Source organism: Rheinheimera sp. UJ51, from assembly GCF_020819615.1.
Classification (GTDB): domain Bacteria; phylum Pseudomonadota; class Gammaproteobacteria; order Enterobacterales; family Alteromonadaceae; genus Alishewanella; species Alishewanella maricola.
On the sequence record NZ_JAJHOG010000012.1, the window covers coordinates 80,748 to 98,933 of the forward strand.

Consider the following 18,186-nt stretch of genomic DNA (forward strand, 5'->3'; position numbering starts at 1 on the left):
GTATTAGGCGAAATAATAACCATTTAAGCTTAAGTCATTCTTAAGCTAGCCTGCATTATTCTGAACAAAAAAAGTGCATAGAACAGTGCGTACATGGCCACTAAACACCATGACGGCATGGCTATAGAATGATAATCGTTGTTTTGAATGTGAAAGATGATAAAGCGATGCAACGGCTATATTTTTGTTTAATTTAGTCTACACTCATATAACAATCACTTCTAATGTATGTTTAGATGAGCTTATGTTGCTTGCAGCGGCGCACTCATTCGAAAATTAACTCATTGAGGTTAAAGTGAGGCAGCGATGAAGTCGTGCCCGTCATTTCTACCTGACCGTTGTGGGCTGCATCCAACGCTGGCAGACATGAATCACCAGACAGGCTATGCTGAGTAACCCCTAACTTGAATTGAACGGAGTAGCAAATGAAAGCAAACGTAGGCTCGCTGGATAAAACACTGAGAATTATCGCTGGGATATTGCTGATTGCGCTCGCGGCAACCGGTTATATTGGTGTTTGGGGTTGGATTGGTGTGGTGCCGCTAGCCACCGGTTTATTTAGCTTTTGCCCACTTTACAGTTTGATTGGCATTAAAACCTGTAAAATTCCCTAAGCTAAAAACGATAAGGGCACCTGAATATCCTACGTGATTTAAGCCTTAAATAACCTGATTTATCAGGGCGTTTTAAGGCTTTTAAGTTAGCTCTGCTTGATTAACGCTATCGCTGGCAAGATGCCGACAAGCGAGGATCATGCGTTACTAACAATACCGCACAACCGCGTTGCTCATTCACCTTGTGGAACAACTCAAACACCTCTGCTGCAGTGCGTGTATCGAGGTTACCGGTCGGTTCATCAGCTCACAACTAAGCCGATAGCCAGCGCATAATATTGTTACTGATCGTGCTCTGTACTTACGCGATTACGACCATGCGTTTTAGCATGGTACAGTGCACTATCTGCGCGTTGGTAAATACTCTTTTTGGTATCCGCGTCAGCCACTAAGGCAATGCCAAAACTGGCGGTGATGGTAAAGGCAAAACCACTGATTTGTTCAATACTGCTGCGATGTCGTTCTGCAACAATGCGAGCAGCAGCCAGATCGGTGTCGGGCAATAAAATGGCAAACTCTTCGCCACCAATGCGTACCAAAATATCAATTTCGCGAATATGCTGGCGCAGTTGTTGCGACAAGGCTTGCAACACGGTATCGCCCATCGCATGGCCGTGAATATCATTGATGGTTTTAAAAAAATCGATATCCACTAAAATTAAAGCAAATTGCTGCTGGTTACGTTGGTATTGGGCAAGCAATAGATCCAGTTGCGCCTCATAATACCGTCGATTAAATAACCCAGTTAACGCATCGGTCACCGACAGCGTTTCTAAACCCGAATTCAGTACAAGTAGCTCTTGATGCTTCGCCAACAATTCACTTTGCGCTAACTGCAACTGCTGATTAAGATCATCTTTTTCTGCATTCGCTTGTTCGGCTTTGCGTCGTTCGGCGAGTAATTGTTCTTCAATAAGCTGCCGGCGTAACATGCGCAGCACGACAAAGACATAATAATCCTGATCCTGCTGTTGCACGCGGTGGGCGTTAACCATTACGGGTAAATCGTGACCATTGGCCTGTTTTAATATGATCAGTTTTTCTTCAATCTGCCCGTTGGTTTGTAACGTGGGCAGTATATGCCCGAGATAGATTAACTTAGTAGCCGGGGTAAAGACTCGGGTTACCGTATTATGCAACAACTGTTGCTGCGGATAACCCAGCCAATCACAAAACAAGGCATTTACTTGTTGGATGGTATTTTTTTGGTCCAGCAGCATAATGCCGCAAGGCAACGATGCCAGCTCGAGACTAACACTCACTACTGATTTCCTTACGAATGGCAGCAATAACCGCAGCGGGGTTAATCAATTGTGGATAATGCCCAGATGCCGCTAACTCCATAATTTTGGCATTCGGAATATGCTGCTGCAGATACTCAATAACCTGCACGGGAACAATAATATCTTCAAGACAATACAGAATCGTCACTGGCACTGATACGGCTGACAATTGCGGCCGAATATCACAGTAAAAGGTCACATTGGCAAACTGTAACGAAATTACCGGATCGGAGCGCATAAAGCTGAGTTTCAGCTCATCGACGCTTTTAGCATCATCTGTTTGCCCTATTACCTTTGGCGCCAAATAGTTAGACCATTCGAAATAGTTTAACTCCATCATGGCTAGCATACCGGCGATGTCACTGGCTTCAAAGCCACCGAAGTAAGCTGGTGGGTCATTTAAATAGCGTGGCGAAGGACCAATAGCAATGATTTTTTTAAATAATGTAGGCTGCTTTATCGAGGCTAATAGCGCAATCGCACCACTAACCGAATGCCCCACAAAAATAATGTTGTTTAACTGTAAGCTTTGGCACAACTGCAGTAAATCATCTGCATAAGCTTGCAAATGGTTATAACGTTTCTTGTTATAAGCCCCAAGATCTGATTTACCACAGCCAATATAATCAAATAACACCACACGATACTGCGCGTAAAAGGCCGGGGCAACATGCTGCCAAATATCTTGATCACAACCAAAACCATGCCCAAACACCAGCGTTTGCTCACCTTCGCCATGAATGGCAATATTGTGTCGACGTATCACCTCAGTTGCGGTTGTTGCATTAAAATTGGGCTGCTCTGTCTGAGCCATAAAACCTCACTGTTGCACTAGCCGTGGTGCAAATCGCTTTGCATCGTAAACTCCATTTGCTCGTGCACATTAATTGATTGCTTTAGCCTAGCTTAACCGTCATGCGCTGTCAGTAGTATCAAGAAAGTACTTACAACATTTTCAGCCTTACCGCGAATAAACACGGATAGCTCAATCTCTGTTATCACCGCCCTATCTTTACTGCGGCCAAGTTAGGCAGCCATTACCGTTATAAAAACAGTAAAAAATGTTAAACTAGCTTGGCCTTTATCGGCTCTGACCACGCGCTTCATAAAATGTTTGATTAATCTGGTGATTAATTGGCGTGTTATGCTTTTTTGTTCATAGGATAGAACTGATGTCAGCTAAACAAGTGTCTGTTTTTACGTTGCTTATTTGGGCATTGCTCCTAGTATTATTGACTCATTCGAGCAGGGCAGTCGCCGCAGAATCATGCTCAGTAGTCTCTCACGACTCGCCTAGGGCAGAAGTGTTAACCGCAGCTAAAAAATCCAGCATTAAACTCACCCCAGGCCTTAATCAATTTACTCTGCGATGTCAGCTCAATCAGCCGGGTGTGTTTTCTTTTCAGCGACATGGCTTAAACCGCTTTAGCTGGCAGCAGGCCGGCATAACGCAATCGCCGATCCCATCAGGTGAAGTGACATTTCAAATTGATCAAGGCGAGTTTTCGGCGTTACTTAGCATAGATTCCAAATTTGCGCACAACCCACGCTTTCAATGGCAACCGCTGACAGACTTTATGCTGTCTAGCCAAAAACATAATCTTATTATGGGCTTATTTTACGGTTTAAGTTTTACGTTAATGCTCTATGTGCTGATAATCAGCCGTAAAGTACCCGACAAGGCGTTAAAACTTTACAGCGCCTACATCTTTTGTATCACCAGTTTTATCTTGCTGCAGGAAGGCCAGTTATTTCTGTATATTGCCAGCCATCTATTAAGAGAAATCCATCTCGCCTATTTACTCAGTATTGGTTTAACGGTGGTCAGTGCCACTTGGTTTATGTGCGAAATTTTGAAAGTGAACACTGACTTTCCAAGAACGAGCCTCATTTTTAAAACCACGTCTCTGATCGTCCTGTTTAGTTGCTTGCTTAGAATGGTCATTGAAAACCATCCGTTGGCCACCGCCGCCGCTATGTTGATGAGCTATGGAACCTTGGCATTGGTCGCCGCTATTTTTGCCAGCGCGCTGTGGCAATGGCAACGACGAGTGAGTGAGGCAGGTTTGGTGTTCTGCGCCCTTAGCATTGTGTTAATTAGCATGATCTTTCGGATTGTATTATTAGACAGCAATATCTTTGTGCAGCGCTATGGTTTCATTATTGCCTTTGCGGTGGAAAGCCTGATGTTAGCCATAGCCGTGTCACGGCGTATCGGCCGCATTGCTATGGCTAAAGAACGTGCTGAAAACGAAGCGAATATTGATATGTTGTGTAACATATTAAATCGCCGGGGTTTTAGCTTAAAAGCCCAACATTTAATGGATTATCAACGCCAAAATGGCGGCTTGCTGGGCATTTTTTATATTGATGTTGATCGCTTCAAACAACTCAATGACACCTATGGCCATCACGCTGGTGACGCAGCCTTAAAAGAGATTGCCCGTTATTTACAAAGCAAAATGCGCATGGAAGACGCCGTAGCACGCATCGGGGGTGATGAATTTGTTGCCCTGGCCTGCTTTAGATCACAGCAAGAAATCGTTGCCAAACTCGATGAATTACAAAAACATTTTCAGCAATTTACTATTAGCCTGCATCAGCAACACTTTTCGGTATCGGCGAGTATTGGTTACGCCATGTTTAGCACCGTGCCCGAAACGCTAGAGGCTCTCTTGGCCGCTGGAGATGCTGCCATGTATCAAGCAAAATCACAACGCAAAGCGCTGGTTTTAGCCAACACACGCTGAACTGGCGTCATAACCTAGCGCCAGCCCGCATATAATTACCCCTTCTATGAGCCGCTGACTCTAATTGCAGCAGCGGCTTAAGCCGCAACTTCTTGAGTGCATTTTACCGAATACCGGTTGGTCACTTGCTGCCATGCTAATGCGGTCTATACTTAATACGCTCGCTTTTCACAACACAGCAGGATGGACGCCATGCATCGCACCACCTCGGAACGGCTGAAAAGGATCCAACAGTTTTTAGGCGTGGAGCCTGATGGGGTTTTGGGTGGACAAACCCTTAGCGCCTTAGAAAAACGCTTGCTACCGATTGATGTTCGCCTTGGGCAAGCAACAAGCACTACCGCCACATCCCCGGCCATGACACAGGGTCTCACCCTCTCTAAAAAGGGTATCGACTTAATTATTCAGCACGAAATTAGCTCTGAGCAGTACTATCAGGCCAAACTCATTCACCCCAGTTGGCCCGGCGGTGACTCAGGTATCACCATCGGTATTGGCTATGATTTGGGATATGCCAACACAGCGCAATTTGAACGCGATTGGTCAGCCCTGCTCCCAACATATGATATCGCTAAATTACGCCGTGTTTGCGGCAGCAAAGCCGCCAGCGCAAAGCGCTTGCTAAGCTCAGTTCAAACACTGGTTATTCCACTGTCAGCCGCTAAACATGTATTTGTCCATGCATCACTGCCTCTTTATGCCAGTAAAACCCAACGCACCTTTCCTGGTGTCGAAAAGCTGCATCCCGATGCACAAAGCGCGTTATTGTCTTTGGTCTATAACAGAGGCACCAGCATCAGTGGCGATTCTCGCCGTGAGATGGCGGCCATACAACCTTTGGTTCTACGCCATGCCTATCAAGACATCGCTCAACAAATCATCAATATGAAACGCTTATGGCAAAACCGTGGGCTCGATGGTCTATTGCATCGGCGTGATGATGAAGCAAGGTTGGTCATGCAAGCTGCGCGCAGCTATCAAGCCGATGAATTAGTGCAGGTGGCCTAAATGAGTAACAACATGGCACAACTACAAAAAATTTATGCGGCATCGCAAGCCAAACACCAGCAATTTACTGAGCAAAGTGGTTTTCAGTGGCAGGAATATTCTGGCTGCATGGTGCTAAGTGCTAACACTGAACTGCCGGATGTGCTGCAGTTTCGCTCTCCCTTTAATCCAACCGGCTTTACCCCAGTAATCAACAAGGTTGCATTACCCAAAACCACAGCCTTAGCAACCTTGCAACAACGCTACGGAACGACCTTTACTCACGCTATCAGTATCTTGTTTTACTAACTGCTAAAAGAGGCGAACACTTATGTCCACGTTTAAAAAAGCCATGTCTAATCTCGCAAACGCCGTACAAGACTTATCCAAATTAGATGTCATTACCTTTGAAGGCTCCGTCACACTAGAGGGCAGCGATCCGGAGTTAGTCCGATTCTCCGATGTCATGGCCAAAGCAAAAGGCAATACCGCGGTTAAAGTCAAAGTACTCGCCAGCACCCAAACCAGTATTGATGGTGATATTGTCGCTTTTTATGACACAAATATTACCGAGGCGCAGCGTTTAGCCCATGCTGATTTAGTGCAAGCCGGCGCCGAATCGCGTAAAGCCACCATCGATTTTGTGAAATCCATCGTTGGCGATATCGCAGATCTCTAATATGGCTGATTCTGCAGCAGATTTTTTAGCGCAATTTGGCATGGGGCTCGATGCTGCCGTTAATGAGCGACATCTCCCCAACCCCGTTATGGCGGTAAGCAACCCCAATCAAACCGACTCGGCGGCCTATATTCGTGCCGTTAGAGCACGTTTAATTGAGTTAGGTTATTTAGCCGAGGGCGACAAGCAGGTTAATCGCAGCAATCACACTTTAGATCCGATCTTGGTTAAGAAAATTAAACAGCTACAACAAGAAGCCGGCATCGAAGTGGACGGCTGGGCAGGGCCAGAAACGTGGCAGGTGTTGGAGTGTTTAGTGAGCTTTGAAAATCAGCAACAGCCCGCAGATTGGCAACAGGTGTGGGCCAAGCCATTGGCGCAATTAATTCCTGCCGTCGGCATGCCTAACCTAGCGTTGTTACGGGGTATTTATTGTCGTCTTTACAGTATGGGCTTTTTTAGTGATTGGGCACAGCATCGTATCCACACCAAAACCATCCTATTGCCACAAGACAACCCCGCTTTCGCTTTGGCCATCGCCCGGTTTGCGCAATTTGCACGGCGTTTAGGCTTGCTCAGTACGGCATCGTTAACGCTTACCGAGCCACTAGTGCATGCCCTGTACCAGCATGATGCTATCGTGGTTAAGCTTGCCGATGCTGCGTTATTTGCTCAAGTTACTCACGAGTTTCAGCACAACATTGAGGCCATTAGCCGTATCGAACTATGGCTGCTCGGCTATGATATTACCCCTGGCCAAGACCAAACTGAATGGGAAAGACTGCGCGCGAAAAGAAGTGCCAGACCAAGGCGCCAGCTGTCAAAAACCACACTCGCCATTAGTCGTTTTTATCAAGACAATTCGTCAGAAGCGCTTCATGCAAAACAACACAGCAACACTGTAGATGCGAAACTGATGGCTGCTTTTGCTGTTTTAACTCATGAACCGAGCAAAGACATTTACCTAGGTAAGCAGCTCAATAATACCGTGCAAAGCATTTTGTCGCACAAACAGCACAAAAAAGAATTTCAGAACCAATTTGCTCGGCTGGCCAACGGTATTTTTGATGGCCTCAAGCGAGTGATCCGCTGGTTATTTCGAGCCGTGAAACAACTGCAGCAGTTCACTACAGAATTTATTGCTAATCTCGCGCGCTATATCAGTAGAAAAGCCCGAAAATTTTATATTGGCGTGGTTAAAGCCATCGATATTGTGCACGCAGGCACCAGTTATTTGCGCAACTCAGTGTATCAGTTTAGCCAACCCGCCAATTTGCTGTTTAGCCACGACCATGATTTTGACCAATATTGTTTACTCAGCCCTAGCGCTACCCCTGCACAAATCCAGCATCATCTCGTGCAATATCGTTTTCGCGTTAAGCTTTATGCCGCAAGCTTAAATATTATTAGCCACTTAATGCGTATGGCACATCGGGTGCTCAAAACCGTAACCACACCCTTTGGTTGGTTACTGCCATTACTGGCACTGGCTGATTTCGCTAATTCGGCAAAGGCCATAAAACAACAACTCGATAGTATCGCTGATTATCAACTCAGCATCGATATAAAACAGGCGCTTTTTCAAGCACACATATCCTAAATTCAGCCAAGCCTTAGCCGAAGCCGCCCGCTTAGTTAAGCATGACAACCACCTCATCAGTGTAATGATGCCCCGTTACAGTTTGCCTAATAGGCTCACGGCGGCACTTAGCTGTTGAGATCGTCTGAAACAGCGTACTATAACGGCAGTTTTTAACCAAGCGAGCCTTTATGAGCGAATATCCCGACTACCACCTCCTTGTGCCGACTGAGAGAGCGTCTTTTAATACCTGCTTTTATTGTGGTTGTATTGCCAGTGAATATGACTTTGCGCCGCCATTAAAATACCGTGATTTCTTTCTTAGCACACAAGAACCTGCTGACTTTGTGAAGATCCCCAGTTGTCGTGAATGCTTTGAGCATTTAAAAAGCTGCAAAGCGGGGGCATTAGAAGAGCGCCGTGTTTACGCCAAGAAAAAACTGGCGAAAAAATATGAAAAAGCCTTAAATATTTTCGAAATGTGGACAGAAGAAGAACTCGCTACGCTGGATTTTAGCTTAAGCCATAGCATTGCTGCGGGCTTAAAACTAGGTTTAGAAACCACCGAAAGACTTAATTTTCCGGGTTTTAATTACGAAGCTGCCGGTATTAATCATCAAGTACATTATCACCTTAGCCCCAGCTTTGACGTATTTGGTGAAAGCTATAGCAGCTTTAGAGAAGCCCTAGACTATGCCAGTAAAGCTTATCGCATCCCCAAGATCACCTTAAAAGAATACTACGCAGAGCACGGCAACAGTTTTGAAAAAGCCATCCACGCGGTACATCGAGAAACCGCAGCCAAGGAATTTCAAAAACAACTCACTACACTGTGCCAGCAATTTGCTAAACAACATAAACAATCGGTCATTTTTGTACATAAACAAGTTGAGCGCTATTTAACCGAAGATGACACGCTCAGCATTAGCCAAGCGCTCGACAAACTGTATGACGAGCGTATTCATCCCGCAGCAACACGCAAACGCTAAGTTCACTGCGTGTGATAAGCCTAGCTTAACGTGTCAAACCCGATGGGCGTGATTTAAGGCTGTCACACTTGTCACAGCGGCCTCAGACGGTAACAGGTATAACAAAAGAGCAGAGCGCGCTGCAAAAATCCGTTGAGATACAAGTAGTTTTACACTATCTTGGGGCTGGGTTACGAGTACTGAGCGTGTGCTAAATGCCAGCAAAGGCGATAAAAAAATTCGCAATATCTTTTGGAGGCATGCTGTTTATCGCGGCAGCGTTGCATAACCATGCGCTTGAAACCCCCTTTCTTATTGATTTCTCTCAGTTTGATCGTTATCTCGAACAATCTGCTCCAGCGTCAACAACACTGGCTACCTCATCGGCTTGGCAACAAATGTTGCAAGATGCTGCAAACTTACCGGTTGTTCAGCAATTAGAAACCGTGAATACATTCTTACATAACACACTCAGTTACGAGTTAGATGCCTCGCTCTATCAAGTCGAAGATTACTGGGCCAGCCCTGCCGAAATATTGGCATCAAGGCGCGGCGACTGTGAAGATTGGGCGATCACCAGTTACATCAGCTTACGCGCTTTAGGGATCCCTGATACACAGCTTCGCTTAGTCTATGTTCGAGCGCGCGTTGGGGCTGAACACAGCGGCCTCAGTTTAGCGCATATGGTACTGGCTTATTATCCAGATGCCGAAGCTGAACCTCTGATTATCGATAGTTTAATTCAAAATATTTTACCCGCATCAGCCAGGCCAGATCTAACGCCAGTATTTAGTTTTAATTCTACTGGGCTTTGGGCGGGTAGCGGCAATCAAAAATCAAAACACAGTGCGTCGGCGCGGTTATCGCGCTGGCGTGATCTGGTAGCACGATTATCACTGCAGGGCATTTTTTTATGATGCTGGGCAATATGTGGGTTAAGGAGTTTAGGCTATGTCTCTGATTAAGCAGTTGTGGATTGGAATTATTGTTATTGTGCTCTTAGCCTTTGGCAGTAGCTTTTTTATCAGTGCCTACCAATCAAAAATTTATCTCGCAGAACAACTGCAAGTTAAAAATATCGATAATGCCACCGGAATGGCTTTAAGCCTGTCACAAATGGAAAAAGATCTGACCACTATCGAGTTGATGCTCTCGGCGCAATTTGATACCGGTTATTACCGGCGGATTGCCTTAAAAGATGTGGCAGGAAATACCCTTACAGAGTTTACGCTTAGCCCTCAACCGGTTGCGGTACCCGATTGGTTTGCTAGTTTATTAGCGTTTAATGTTAAACCCGGTATTGCTCAGATCCAAGATGGCTGGCAACGCTATGGCAGTATTGAACTGGAAAGCCAAACCGATTACAGCTTAATCGCGTTATGGCAGATTACCCAAGATTTAGCGCTAGGCTTTTTGCTGATTGCTATTTTTTGTGGTGTGGTGGGCAGCTTTTTACTTAGACGTGTTAGTCGCCCCTTAAACCAAGTAGTAAACCATGCAGAAGCGCTAGGTAATCGCCAATTTATTACCAGTGAAGAGCCCTCAACCTTTGAGTTAAAACGCTTGGTTGCTGCCATGAATCGGCTAACCAGCCGGGTGCGCAGCATGCTGGAACAAGAACAAAAACAACTGGATAGACTGCAAAAGCAACATGAATTGGACGATGTTACCGGCGCGTTTAACCGCGATTATTGCGCCAACTGGCTCGACAGTTATTTTGGCAACATTGAACACAGTGAATTAAGTTGCGTGCTGTTATTACGGGTGAGCGAACTGCACGAGTTAAACCTGCAACTCGGCCATGCCAAAACAGATCTTTGGTTAAAACAGTTAGTTGCAGAGGTTCAGCAATATTCGGGGATGCGCTTGGTTAGCCGTTTAAATGGTAGCGATTTCTTTTTAGTTGTCGATCAGTTAGCTTCAACCGCTGAACTGACAGAACAACTGCTCAAACAACTTAATCAGAACTGTAAGGTTTCCCCCAGTGCGGTCAATGCACCGGTATTGTTGGTCGGTATGTCATTAGATACCGTTACTAGCCGGCAGCAAACGTTAGCGCAGCTTGATGCTTTATTAGTTGAAGTTGAAGCCTCGCCACCATTACAAAGTAAAACGCTGCTTGATGCCAAGCCATACGCCGATTTAGCGGATGCAACCGACTGGCTAAAAGCGCTGCAGCAGGCGGTAACATCTGGCAGTATTAGCTCGACTATTTACCCGGTGCAACGTCGAGATGGTCGTGTTATGCATCAAGAAGCCATGTTAAAAATGAAAATCGACGGCCACTGGTTATCGGCTGCTCAGGTGCTAGGTTGGGCGCGGCGTTATCACTACACCAGCCAGTTGGATATCGCCATGTTAAAGCACGCTTTGTTGCTGCTGCAAGAGAACAAAGCGCTGAACTTGGCGCTGAATATCTCTGATCTTACCTTGATAGATGTAGCAACACATTATGAATTATTAACGCTGCTGCAGGCGGTGGAGCCATCGATTCGTGTGCGATTAGCCTTGGAGTTTGATGAGCGCTTAGTGGTGAAACAGCCATTGCTGTTTAGCCGTTTCGCTGCCGCTTTAACGTCATTGTCAGTGCATGTTGGCTTGCAAAAATGTGGCTTTGCTATTAATGCCATCCAAGACTTAGAAAAACTGGGCATAGACTACTTAAAAATCGACGCCGCCTTGGTACGACGTTATCAAAACAAAGACAGTGCCCATTTGTTGTCGGGTTTAATCAAACTGGCACATACTTTAAGCTTAACCGTGATTGCCGAGGGCGTAAGCGCCAGCGCAGACATCGAAGGCTTGCTTGAGCTGGGTTTTGATGGCTTAACCGGCCCGGCTATTGTTTAACGCCGCTTAGGGCATAATGCTGTCGTCCTCTTCTTCATTGAGGAGGCTAAGCGTTTGCATGTTGTGGCGTAGCGTTTTACGATTCAGTAATTTCACCTGCGCTGCCATCGGCAGTTTGGTAAAGGTAATAACGCCATTAGCCGTTAATAACTCCACCAAATCTTCCAGGACGCGCGCTAAATCTGCGTCGGAATCTTCCAGTTGTTGACTGTGGCTCAACTCTGTACTGGCTAGCGCATAAGTTGGCATATTTTTCTGCATAAACTGCAGAAGATCAGGATCGTTGTTAGAGATAAATTCTGGATAGTCTGCGGATGGCTCCGTGCTTAACGCGACGATCTCTTTATTGCTGGCTCGCTTAACATACATAAAACACTTCCTTTAAAGCAGCATGATGAGTTGCAACCTATCTTTGATCCCTAGCTTAGCAAAGGTTGCCGTAAGGTGTTGCTTCACCGTGCGTTCGGTAATGAATAAACGCTCTGCCACCTGTTTATTACTTAAGCCTTGCCGCACCAAGCTCGCCACTTCGAATTCTCTTTTCGACAATTGCCCTTCAAAGGTTTGCCACGTTGTTTTGCTGGGGATCGCTTTTGACAAAAACCGATTGAGTTGATTAAGCAATGCTGCGGGTATCCACAAAGCGCCATTACGAATAGCCGCCACGGCTTGGACAAAGTTAACGCTATTACTGCCGGCATCTAGGTAACCTTTCGCGCCCGAGCTCAACGCCACTTGCAGTTCAACTAAAGCGAGTTGCTGGCTGATCACTAACACTAACTTACTCTGCTGCAACTGTTTGACCAGCACCGTCCAATCGCTACGCGCACTGTGGATTAATACCACATCACAGGTATTTAACGCTTGAATGTCGGCATCAGGATAAACATGCAGCTGCGGCTTACCAAAGGCAGTGGTCCAGCTTGAGGCAGTAAAACCTGGAGCAGTAAAAATTGCTACATTGGCCATTAATTGATTATCTCTCTGTCATCGCGTTACTTTTTGCTCGAAGCAGTGGCTTCAGCAAATACGATAAGACCGTGCGTTTACCGGTGACAATATCGACTTGCACCGTCATACCGGGCAAGATGGTTAACTTATCATCCAGCTTTTGGCTGGCGGTACTTAATCTAACGACATAATAAGTGTTATCTTTTTCATCCGTGACCGTATCGGCACTGATATGACTGACACTGGCTTGCAAACCACCAAAGATAGCAAAATCATAAGCACTGATGCGGATAGTCGCCTGCTGACCAATTTGAATAAAAGCGATATCTTTTGGCGAAATTCTGGCTTCAATTAATAACTGATCGTCCAGCGGTACAATGTCTAAAATATCTCTGCCTGGGGTTAATACCCCACCCACCGTATTAATATGCAGCCGTTGTATGGTGCCACGCATGGGTGATCTCACTTCAGCCTGCTGCACCATATCCACTAAACCAGTTTGTAGTTCAGCAAGAGCAGCCAGTTTGCCACGCGATTCTGATAACTGATTACGCCAACGATTCAGCACGGTTAACTTAATTTCTTTGAGTTTATTGCGTGCCTCTTGCAAGGCAGACTCGGCTCGCGCGGTATTGGCTTCAGCCCGTTTTACTTCGCCGCTAGCTCTCGCGACTTCACGCTCTAAGCGTAAAATATCAATATCCGATACTGCGCCACTCGCCAGTAATGGCTTGGTTACACTTAACTCTTGATTGGTCAACTCTAAGGTTTGGCTATATTGGAAAAGTGCAGCTCTGGCTTCAACTAACTCTTGTAAGCGTTGTTGCTGCTGCTCTGCTTGCACCGCTAATTGCTCGTTTAACTCGGCTAAACTATTACGATACAGTTGAATTTCATGTTGCAGTCGATCGGGCGCTGCCGTTTTTAACTCTTCCGGAAACTGCGGGGCACTCTCGTTAGTAAGCGCTTGCAGCCTGGCGACCTCTGCTGTCAAGGCATAAAACTGTGCTTTGTTTTCAGCTAAGTTCGCGTTTGAACGGGTAGAGTCGACCTTGAGCAACACCTGTCCTACATCAACCACTTCGCCTTCACGCACCAAGATATTGGTCACTAAACCACCATCCAGCGATTGAATAGTTTGTAATTGTTGCGAAGTGACCACCTTGCCATCGCCTCGGGCAATTTCATCTAATGGCGCAAAAGCAGCCCAAACAATCAATGCCACTACGCTGAATAGCACACCATAAAGCAAAGCACGCGCCGATAATGGCGATTGCGCAATACGCGCCCACTCCGCTTCAGAGACCCAATCTTTTGAATATTTATGCGGTTGATTACTCATGCGTTATTACCCATGATACGGCCTTGACGCAGTGCTTCCATAACGGTGTCTTTCGGACCATCGGCAATAATTTTGCCGTTATCCATCACGATAATCCGATTGGCTAAAGACAACAATGGGCTGCGATGTGTAATTAATAACAAGGTTTTACCCTCAGCAAACTCCCCTAATTGCTTTCGAAAGGCTTCTTCACTGCTGTAATCTAGGGCTGCTGTTGGCTCATCTAACAGTAAGATCGGCGGATCGTTATAAAGCGCTCGGGCAATCGATACGATTTGCTTTTGACCGCCAGATAAGTTTTGCCCCTTTTCACCGACTTGCATTTCAAATCCGGCCGGATGCTGACTTAATAATTGATTTAACCCAGAGATGTTACAGATATTGAGAAAATGCTCAGCGCTTTTCGGCGGCGCGGCTAATTCGATGTTGTAACGCAAAGTGCCACGAAACAGGCTGATATCTTGTGGCACATATCCGATATTGTTTCGCACCTGATTAATGTCTAACTGACGAATATCGATACCATCAATCAATACTTGCCCTTGCTCAGCATCATGTAAGCCTAAGATCAGTTTTTCTAAGGTCGACTTACCAGAACCATTTCGCCCTAAGATGGCAACATGCTCACCGGGCTCGATAACAAAACTGACATTTTGTAACGAAGGGACATCGCTATCTTGATAGCTAAAACTGACATTTTTAAATTCTATTTTGCCCTGTAGTAGCGGCTTATCAATGGTTTGTCGCGTGGCGTTTTGCTCTGAAGGATACGCCATGAGTACATCCAGCTGTTCATAAGCGGATGACGCATAATGAAATTGCGCTAATAATCCGGTAGCTTGGCTTACCGGTGCTAAGGCTCGCGATGACAATAGATAGACCGCAATTAAGCTACCTTGCGTTAGGTTGCCGTCGATTAACAGGTAGACACCAATAATGATCACCGCCACACCGGTAAGCTGCTGCAGAAAAGCGGCCACATTACTGACAGAGGCTGATACCGAGCGCATTTTGGCACTGTGATGAGCACAGCTTAACGACAACTGCTCCCAGCTGTGCTGAATATCTGCATTAACATTATTGGATTTAGTCGTTTCTAACGAGCCTAAGGCTTCAATCAAGGTCGCATTACGTTCAGCCACCGATTTAGCCGATTCATCCGATAAGAACTTCAGTTTGCGCTGGGCAAAATAAGCATAGATCAGCGAAATTAAAGCCCCGACTAAGATCGGTGCTAATAAAGGCAAGCTGATCATGCCAATCACGACACAATACAACAATACAAAAGGAAAATCGGCCAACGCAACAATGGTTAAAGAGCCGATAAAACTTCGCACAAACTCAAAAGATTGCACAATTGAAGCAAAACTACCGGTAGATTGCGGTCGATACTTCAACTTCATCGACAACACTTTGTCCATAATGGCAGACGAAAGCATCACATCCGTTTTACTTGCCGCTAAATCAACAAAGTGGTGTCTCAGCAGTTTTAACACTAAATCTGCCACCAGTACTAAACTGATGCCAGACGCCAAAATCCATAGGGTGTGCGTAGCCAAATTGGGAACAACCCGATCATAGACGTTCATCACAAACATCGGCATCGCCAATGCAAACAAGTTGATCATGATCGCGGCTAGCAACACATCGCGATATAACGAGCGGTTTTGCTTAATGACACCCCAAAACCAATGCAGGTGCGCCGGTAATTTAAAGTGATTAATTTTATCTGCCGCATCGGTTTTCGGCCGCACATAAAACACCGAACCTGCGTACAGGGCATCAAGCTCGGTTAACGGCAATGTAATGACACTTGCCGGCAATTCAGGATAACTAATACTGACCTGCTGCTGAGCGTGGTCAATACTGTGAATGATGCAGGCTTTATTGTCGTGCAGTGTCAAAATAGCCGGGAATAACGCCGTGTTTAATTGTTTCAACGGCCGCTGTAGAATTTTTGAAGCCAGTTTGGCGCGATCGGCCGCGCGATGAAATACCGCCGGACTAAGCATGTTGTTTGTTAACGGCAAGCCACTGAGTAAGCTGGCAGGGCTCACCGCATAATGATGAAATTCACAGATATACAGTAAGGCTTCGAATAACGGGCCGCCCGTATGCTTGTTATCTGGGATCAATACGTCAATTCCTATGTCAGTGTTTATTCTGCAGCGCGTGGCACAGCACTGTCATATTTTGCAGTAACGACCGCTTCTATCCGGCGATTGACGTTATGTGCCGCTTCCGTATCTGCTTCAGCTAATAAGCGACTCGCACCATAACCTTTGGTCATAATGCGTTCTTCCGCAATGCCATGCTGCGACACCAATATTTGCTTTACTGCATCTGCACGTTGTTGCGATAAAATATCGTTGTACCATGCCGCACCATCTGATGAGGTGTGGCCTTGTATTTCAGCTTTCGTATTCGGGTAACGCTGTAAAAATGCAGCAAAACTGGCCACTTGAGGTAAATATGGCTCTTCAATCACGCTTTGGTTATGGCCAAAGGTAATTTCCAAGGTAAATTTAGCCTCTTTTTGGGTAAAAACGGAACAGCCTTTAGCATCAACTTTATCGGTTATTGGCGTGTTAGGGCAAAAATCAGCACTGTCTTTCACCGAGTCATTATCGGTATCTTGGTCAACTTGCAAACTGCCATATACATCAACTGCAGGGCAAGCAGTCGCAGGATCAACAGTCAGTCTTTCTGCGCCTAGCTCAGTTAAAGAAGGCCAAGTACTCGAGTTTAACCCCAGCGTATTGGTCAAGTTTCCCATACCCGCTAAAGTTCTGGCCTTAGCGACACTTAAGGTATAAATCGCGGCTAAATAAGCTCGACTGGCTTGAAAGTATTCATTTTCAGAGTCAAGCACATCTAACAATGAACGTTGGCCAATATCAAATTGCTGTTTATAAGCTGTTCTGACTTTATCCGAAGACAATCGATGTTGATTTAATAATGGTAACTGCTCTGCCAACTTAACACCGTCATTGTAAGCAATTTGAATGGTTTGACGGATATCAATGCAGGCCTTATCGCGTAACTCTTCGGCTAAATTAACTTCCGAGTACGCTCGACTAAGCGAAGCGGAATTACGGCCACCGTTATAAAAATTGTATTTTAATTCAATGCCGACTGAGGCTTCATTTTGATCGGTTCTGACACCAATGTCTGAATAGTTTTGATAACCGTAACTACCCACTAAATTAACGTTGGGCTTAAAATTTGCTTTCTGGGTTTGCACACCCGCTTCAGCGGCTTTAATGTTGCGTAAAGCGGCATGATAGGCCGGGCTAGCTTGATAGGCTTGGCGTAAAGCTTGATTAACCGTACTCGGTAGCTGATCAGACAAAGTAACAGGTCGCATATCAGAGGAAGGTAAGGCGCCAACGATCCTTAAATATCGTGTTGTGACATCATGCAGATTGGAGGTTTCGGTAATCACGTTGCTTTGTGCTAACGACACACGACCGCTAATTTGCTCTAAATCGACGAATTTAGCGACCCCCGCTTTAGCGCTGCTTTCGATTTGCCGATACACTTCGAAATGTTTGTCTAAATTTTCTTGCGCCAATGCAACCAACTGGCGTTGGGCTAACACATCTTGATAAGCCCGAAACGCTTCTAATGCGATATTTTCAGCGGTTTCTAACAAATTAAAATAGGCAACCAGTTGAAAGTTGGAGAAGCGATTCACTTCTGAACGCGTGCGGCTGCCATCATAAAGCATTTGCGTAAGCGTTAAACGCGCATAAGCACCGTCATACTCTCTAACCAAACCATAATTTTGTTTTTGGTATTGCAAACCTAAGGTGCCATCTATCGAGGGTTTATAGCCAGCACGAGCAGAGTTAACATCATCACCGGCCGCTAAAAATTCATACCATTTAGCCAGAACTTCTGGATTTTTTTCTATCGCTTCTTTCGCAGCTTGTTGCACCGTAGAAGCGGCATAACTGGGGACGGCAAAAATAATTAAGGTTGCAAAAAAAGGATACAGACATTTTTTTATAACAGACACTGCTCTCAATTGGAATACACCTTATGTTTCTATAATTGACACAATTATTAATTCTATTTTAACAAAGATATACATGGCTTTAGTTGATAGAAAACAAGTTTGAACGTGATTAACTGTACTCAGGTCCAATGGTGTTATCTACAAACCCACCTTATCATATAA

The 18,186-nt window shown here is 45.5% G+C and carries 16 protein-coding genes; 9 read left to right on the plus strand and 7 right to left on the minus strand.

The window, feature by feature from the left end:
- Positions 1–425: 425 nt before the first annotated feature.
- Positions 426–614: a YgaP family membrane protein gene (locus tag LMJ53_RS14020; protein WP_229587650.1), complete on the plus strand. Its 189-nt coding sequence runs from the start codon at positions 426–428 to the stop codon at positions 612–614.
- Between the two features lie 281 nt (positions 615–895).
- On the opposite strand, the gene LMJ53_RS14025 is transcribed toward LMJ53_RS14020, so the two are convergent.
- On the minus strand, positions 896–1,876 hold the full coding sequence (locus tag LMJ53_RS14025; RefSeq protein ID WP_229587651.1) for a sensor domain-containing diguanylate cyclase: 981 nt from the start codon (positions 1,874–1,876) through the stop codon (positions 896–898).
- On the minus strand, positions 1,866–2,711 hold the full coding sequence (locus LMJ53_RS14030; RefSeq protein WP_229587653.1) for an alpha/beta fold hydrolase: 846 nt from the start codon (positions 2,709–2,711) through the stop codon (positions 1,866–1,868). The genes LMJ53_RS14025 and LMJ53_RS14030 overlap by 11 nt, the downstream gene beginning before the upstream one ends.
- 358 nt (positions 2,712–3,069) lie before the next feature.
- Here LMJ53_RS14030 and LMJ53_RS14035 point away from each other — a divergent pair, with 358 nt between their 5' ends.
- The 8 genes from LMJ53_RS14035 (at position 3,070) to LMJ53_RS14070 (ending at position 11,710) form a co-directional block, all read left to right on the plus strand.
- The gene (locus tag LMJ53_RS14035) at positions 3,070–4,647 is read left to right on the plus strand and encodes a diguanylate cyclase (RefSeq protein ID WP_229587655.1); all 1,578 of its coding nucleotides are present in this window, start codon (positions 3,070–3,072) and stop codon (positions 4,645–4,647) included.
- A gap of 192 nt (positions 4,648–4,839) precedes the next feature.
- Entirely contained in the window at positions 4,840–5,655 is an 816-nt protein-coding gene (locus LMJ53_RS14040; RefSeq protein ID WP_229587657.1) for a hypothetical protein, read from the plus strand.
- Complete coding sequence (locus LMJ53_RS14045) at positions 5,656–5,943, plus strand: hypothetical protein (protein WP_229587659.1); 288 nt, start codon at positions 5,656–5,658, stop codon at positions 5,941–5,943.
- Between the two features lie 22 nt (positions 5,944–5,965).
- On the plus strand, positions 5,966–6,313 hold the full coding sequence (locus tag LMJ53_RS14050) for a hypothetical protein (protein ID WP_229587661.1): 348 nt from the start codon (positions 5,966–5,968) through the stop codon (positions 6,311–6,313).
- A 1-nt stretch (position 6,314) separates the two neighbouring features.
- Positions 6,315–7,913: a peptidoglycan-binding domain-containing protein gene (locus tag LMJ53_RS14055; RefSeq protein WP_229587663.1), complete on the plus strand. Its 1,599-nt coding sequence runs from the start codon at positions 6,315–6,317 to the stop codon at positions 7,911–7,913.
- A 170-nt stretch (positions 7,914–8,083) separates the two neighbouring features.
- The gene (locus LMJ53_RS14060) at positions 8,084–8,881 is read left to right on the plus strand and encodes a hypothetical protein (RefSeq protein WP_229587665.1); all 798 of its coding nucleotides are present in this window, start codon (positions 8,084–8,086) and stop codon (positions 8,879–8,881) included.
- Positions 8,882–9,120: 239 nt separating this feature from the next.
- Entirely contained in the window at positions 9,121–9,777 is a 657-nt protein-coding gene (locus LMJ53_RS14065; protein WP_229587666.1) for a transglutaminase-like cysteine peptidase, read from the plus strand.
- A 34-nt stretch (positions 9,778–9,811) separates the two neighbouring features.
- Positions 9,812–11,710, plus strand: coding sequence for a LapD/MoxY N-terminal periplasmic domain-containing protein (locus tag LMJ53_RS14070; protein ID WP_229587668.1), 1,899 nt, complete (start codon positions 9,812–9,814; stop codon positions 11,708–11,710).
- 6 nt (positions 11,711–11,716) lie between these two features.
- On the opposite strand, the gene LMJ53_RS14075 is transcribed toward LMJ53_RS14070, so the two are convergent.
- The 5 genes from LMJ53_RS14075 to LMJ53_RS14095 are packed head-to-tail and all read right to left on the minus strand — an operon-like array spanning position 11,717 to position 18,024.
- Positions 11,717–12,079 (minus strand): tryptophan synthase subunit beta like protein, encoded by a 363-nt coding sequence (locus LMJ53_RS14075; protein WP_229587670.1) that lies wholly within the window; start codon positions 12,077–12,079, stop codon positions 11,717–11,719.
- Positions 12,080–12,091: 12 nt separating this feature from the next.
- Positions 12,092–12,679 carry a helix-turn-helix transcriptional regulator gene (locus tag LMJ53_RS14080; RefSeq protein ID WP_229587672.1) on the minus strand — a complete coding sequence of 196 codons (588 nt, stop codon included), beginning with the start codon at positions 12,677–12,679 and terminating at the stop codon, positions 12,092–12,094.
- A gap of 7 nt (positions 12,680–12,686) precedes the next feature.
- Positions 12,687–14,003 (minus strand): HlyD family type I secretion periplasmic adaptor subunit, encoded by a 1,317-nt coding sequence (locus LMJ53_RS14085; protein WP_229587674.1) that lies wholly within the window; start codon positions 14,001–14,003, stop codon positions 12,687–12,689.
- Complete coding sequence (locus LMJ53_RS14090) at positions 14,000–16,138, minus strand: type I secretion system permease/ATPase (RefSeq protein ID WP_229587676.1); 2,139 nt, start codon at positions 16,136–16,138, stop codon at positions 14,000–14,002. Before LMJ53_RS14090 ends, LMJ53_RS14085 begins: the two co-directional genes overlap by 4 nt.
- A gap of 23 nt (positions 16,139–16,161) precedes the next feature.
- Positions 16,162–18,024 (minus strand): TolC family outer membrane protein, encoded by a 1,863-nt coding sequence (locus tag LMJ53_RS14095; RefSeq protein ID WP_229587678.1) that lies wholly within the window; start codon positions 18,022–18,024, stop codon positions 16,162–16,164.
- Positions 18,025–18,186: the final 162 nt, after the last annotated feature.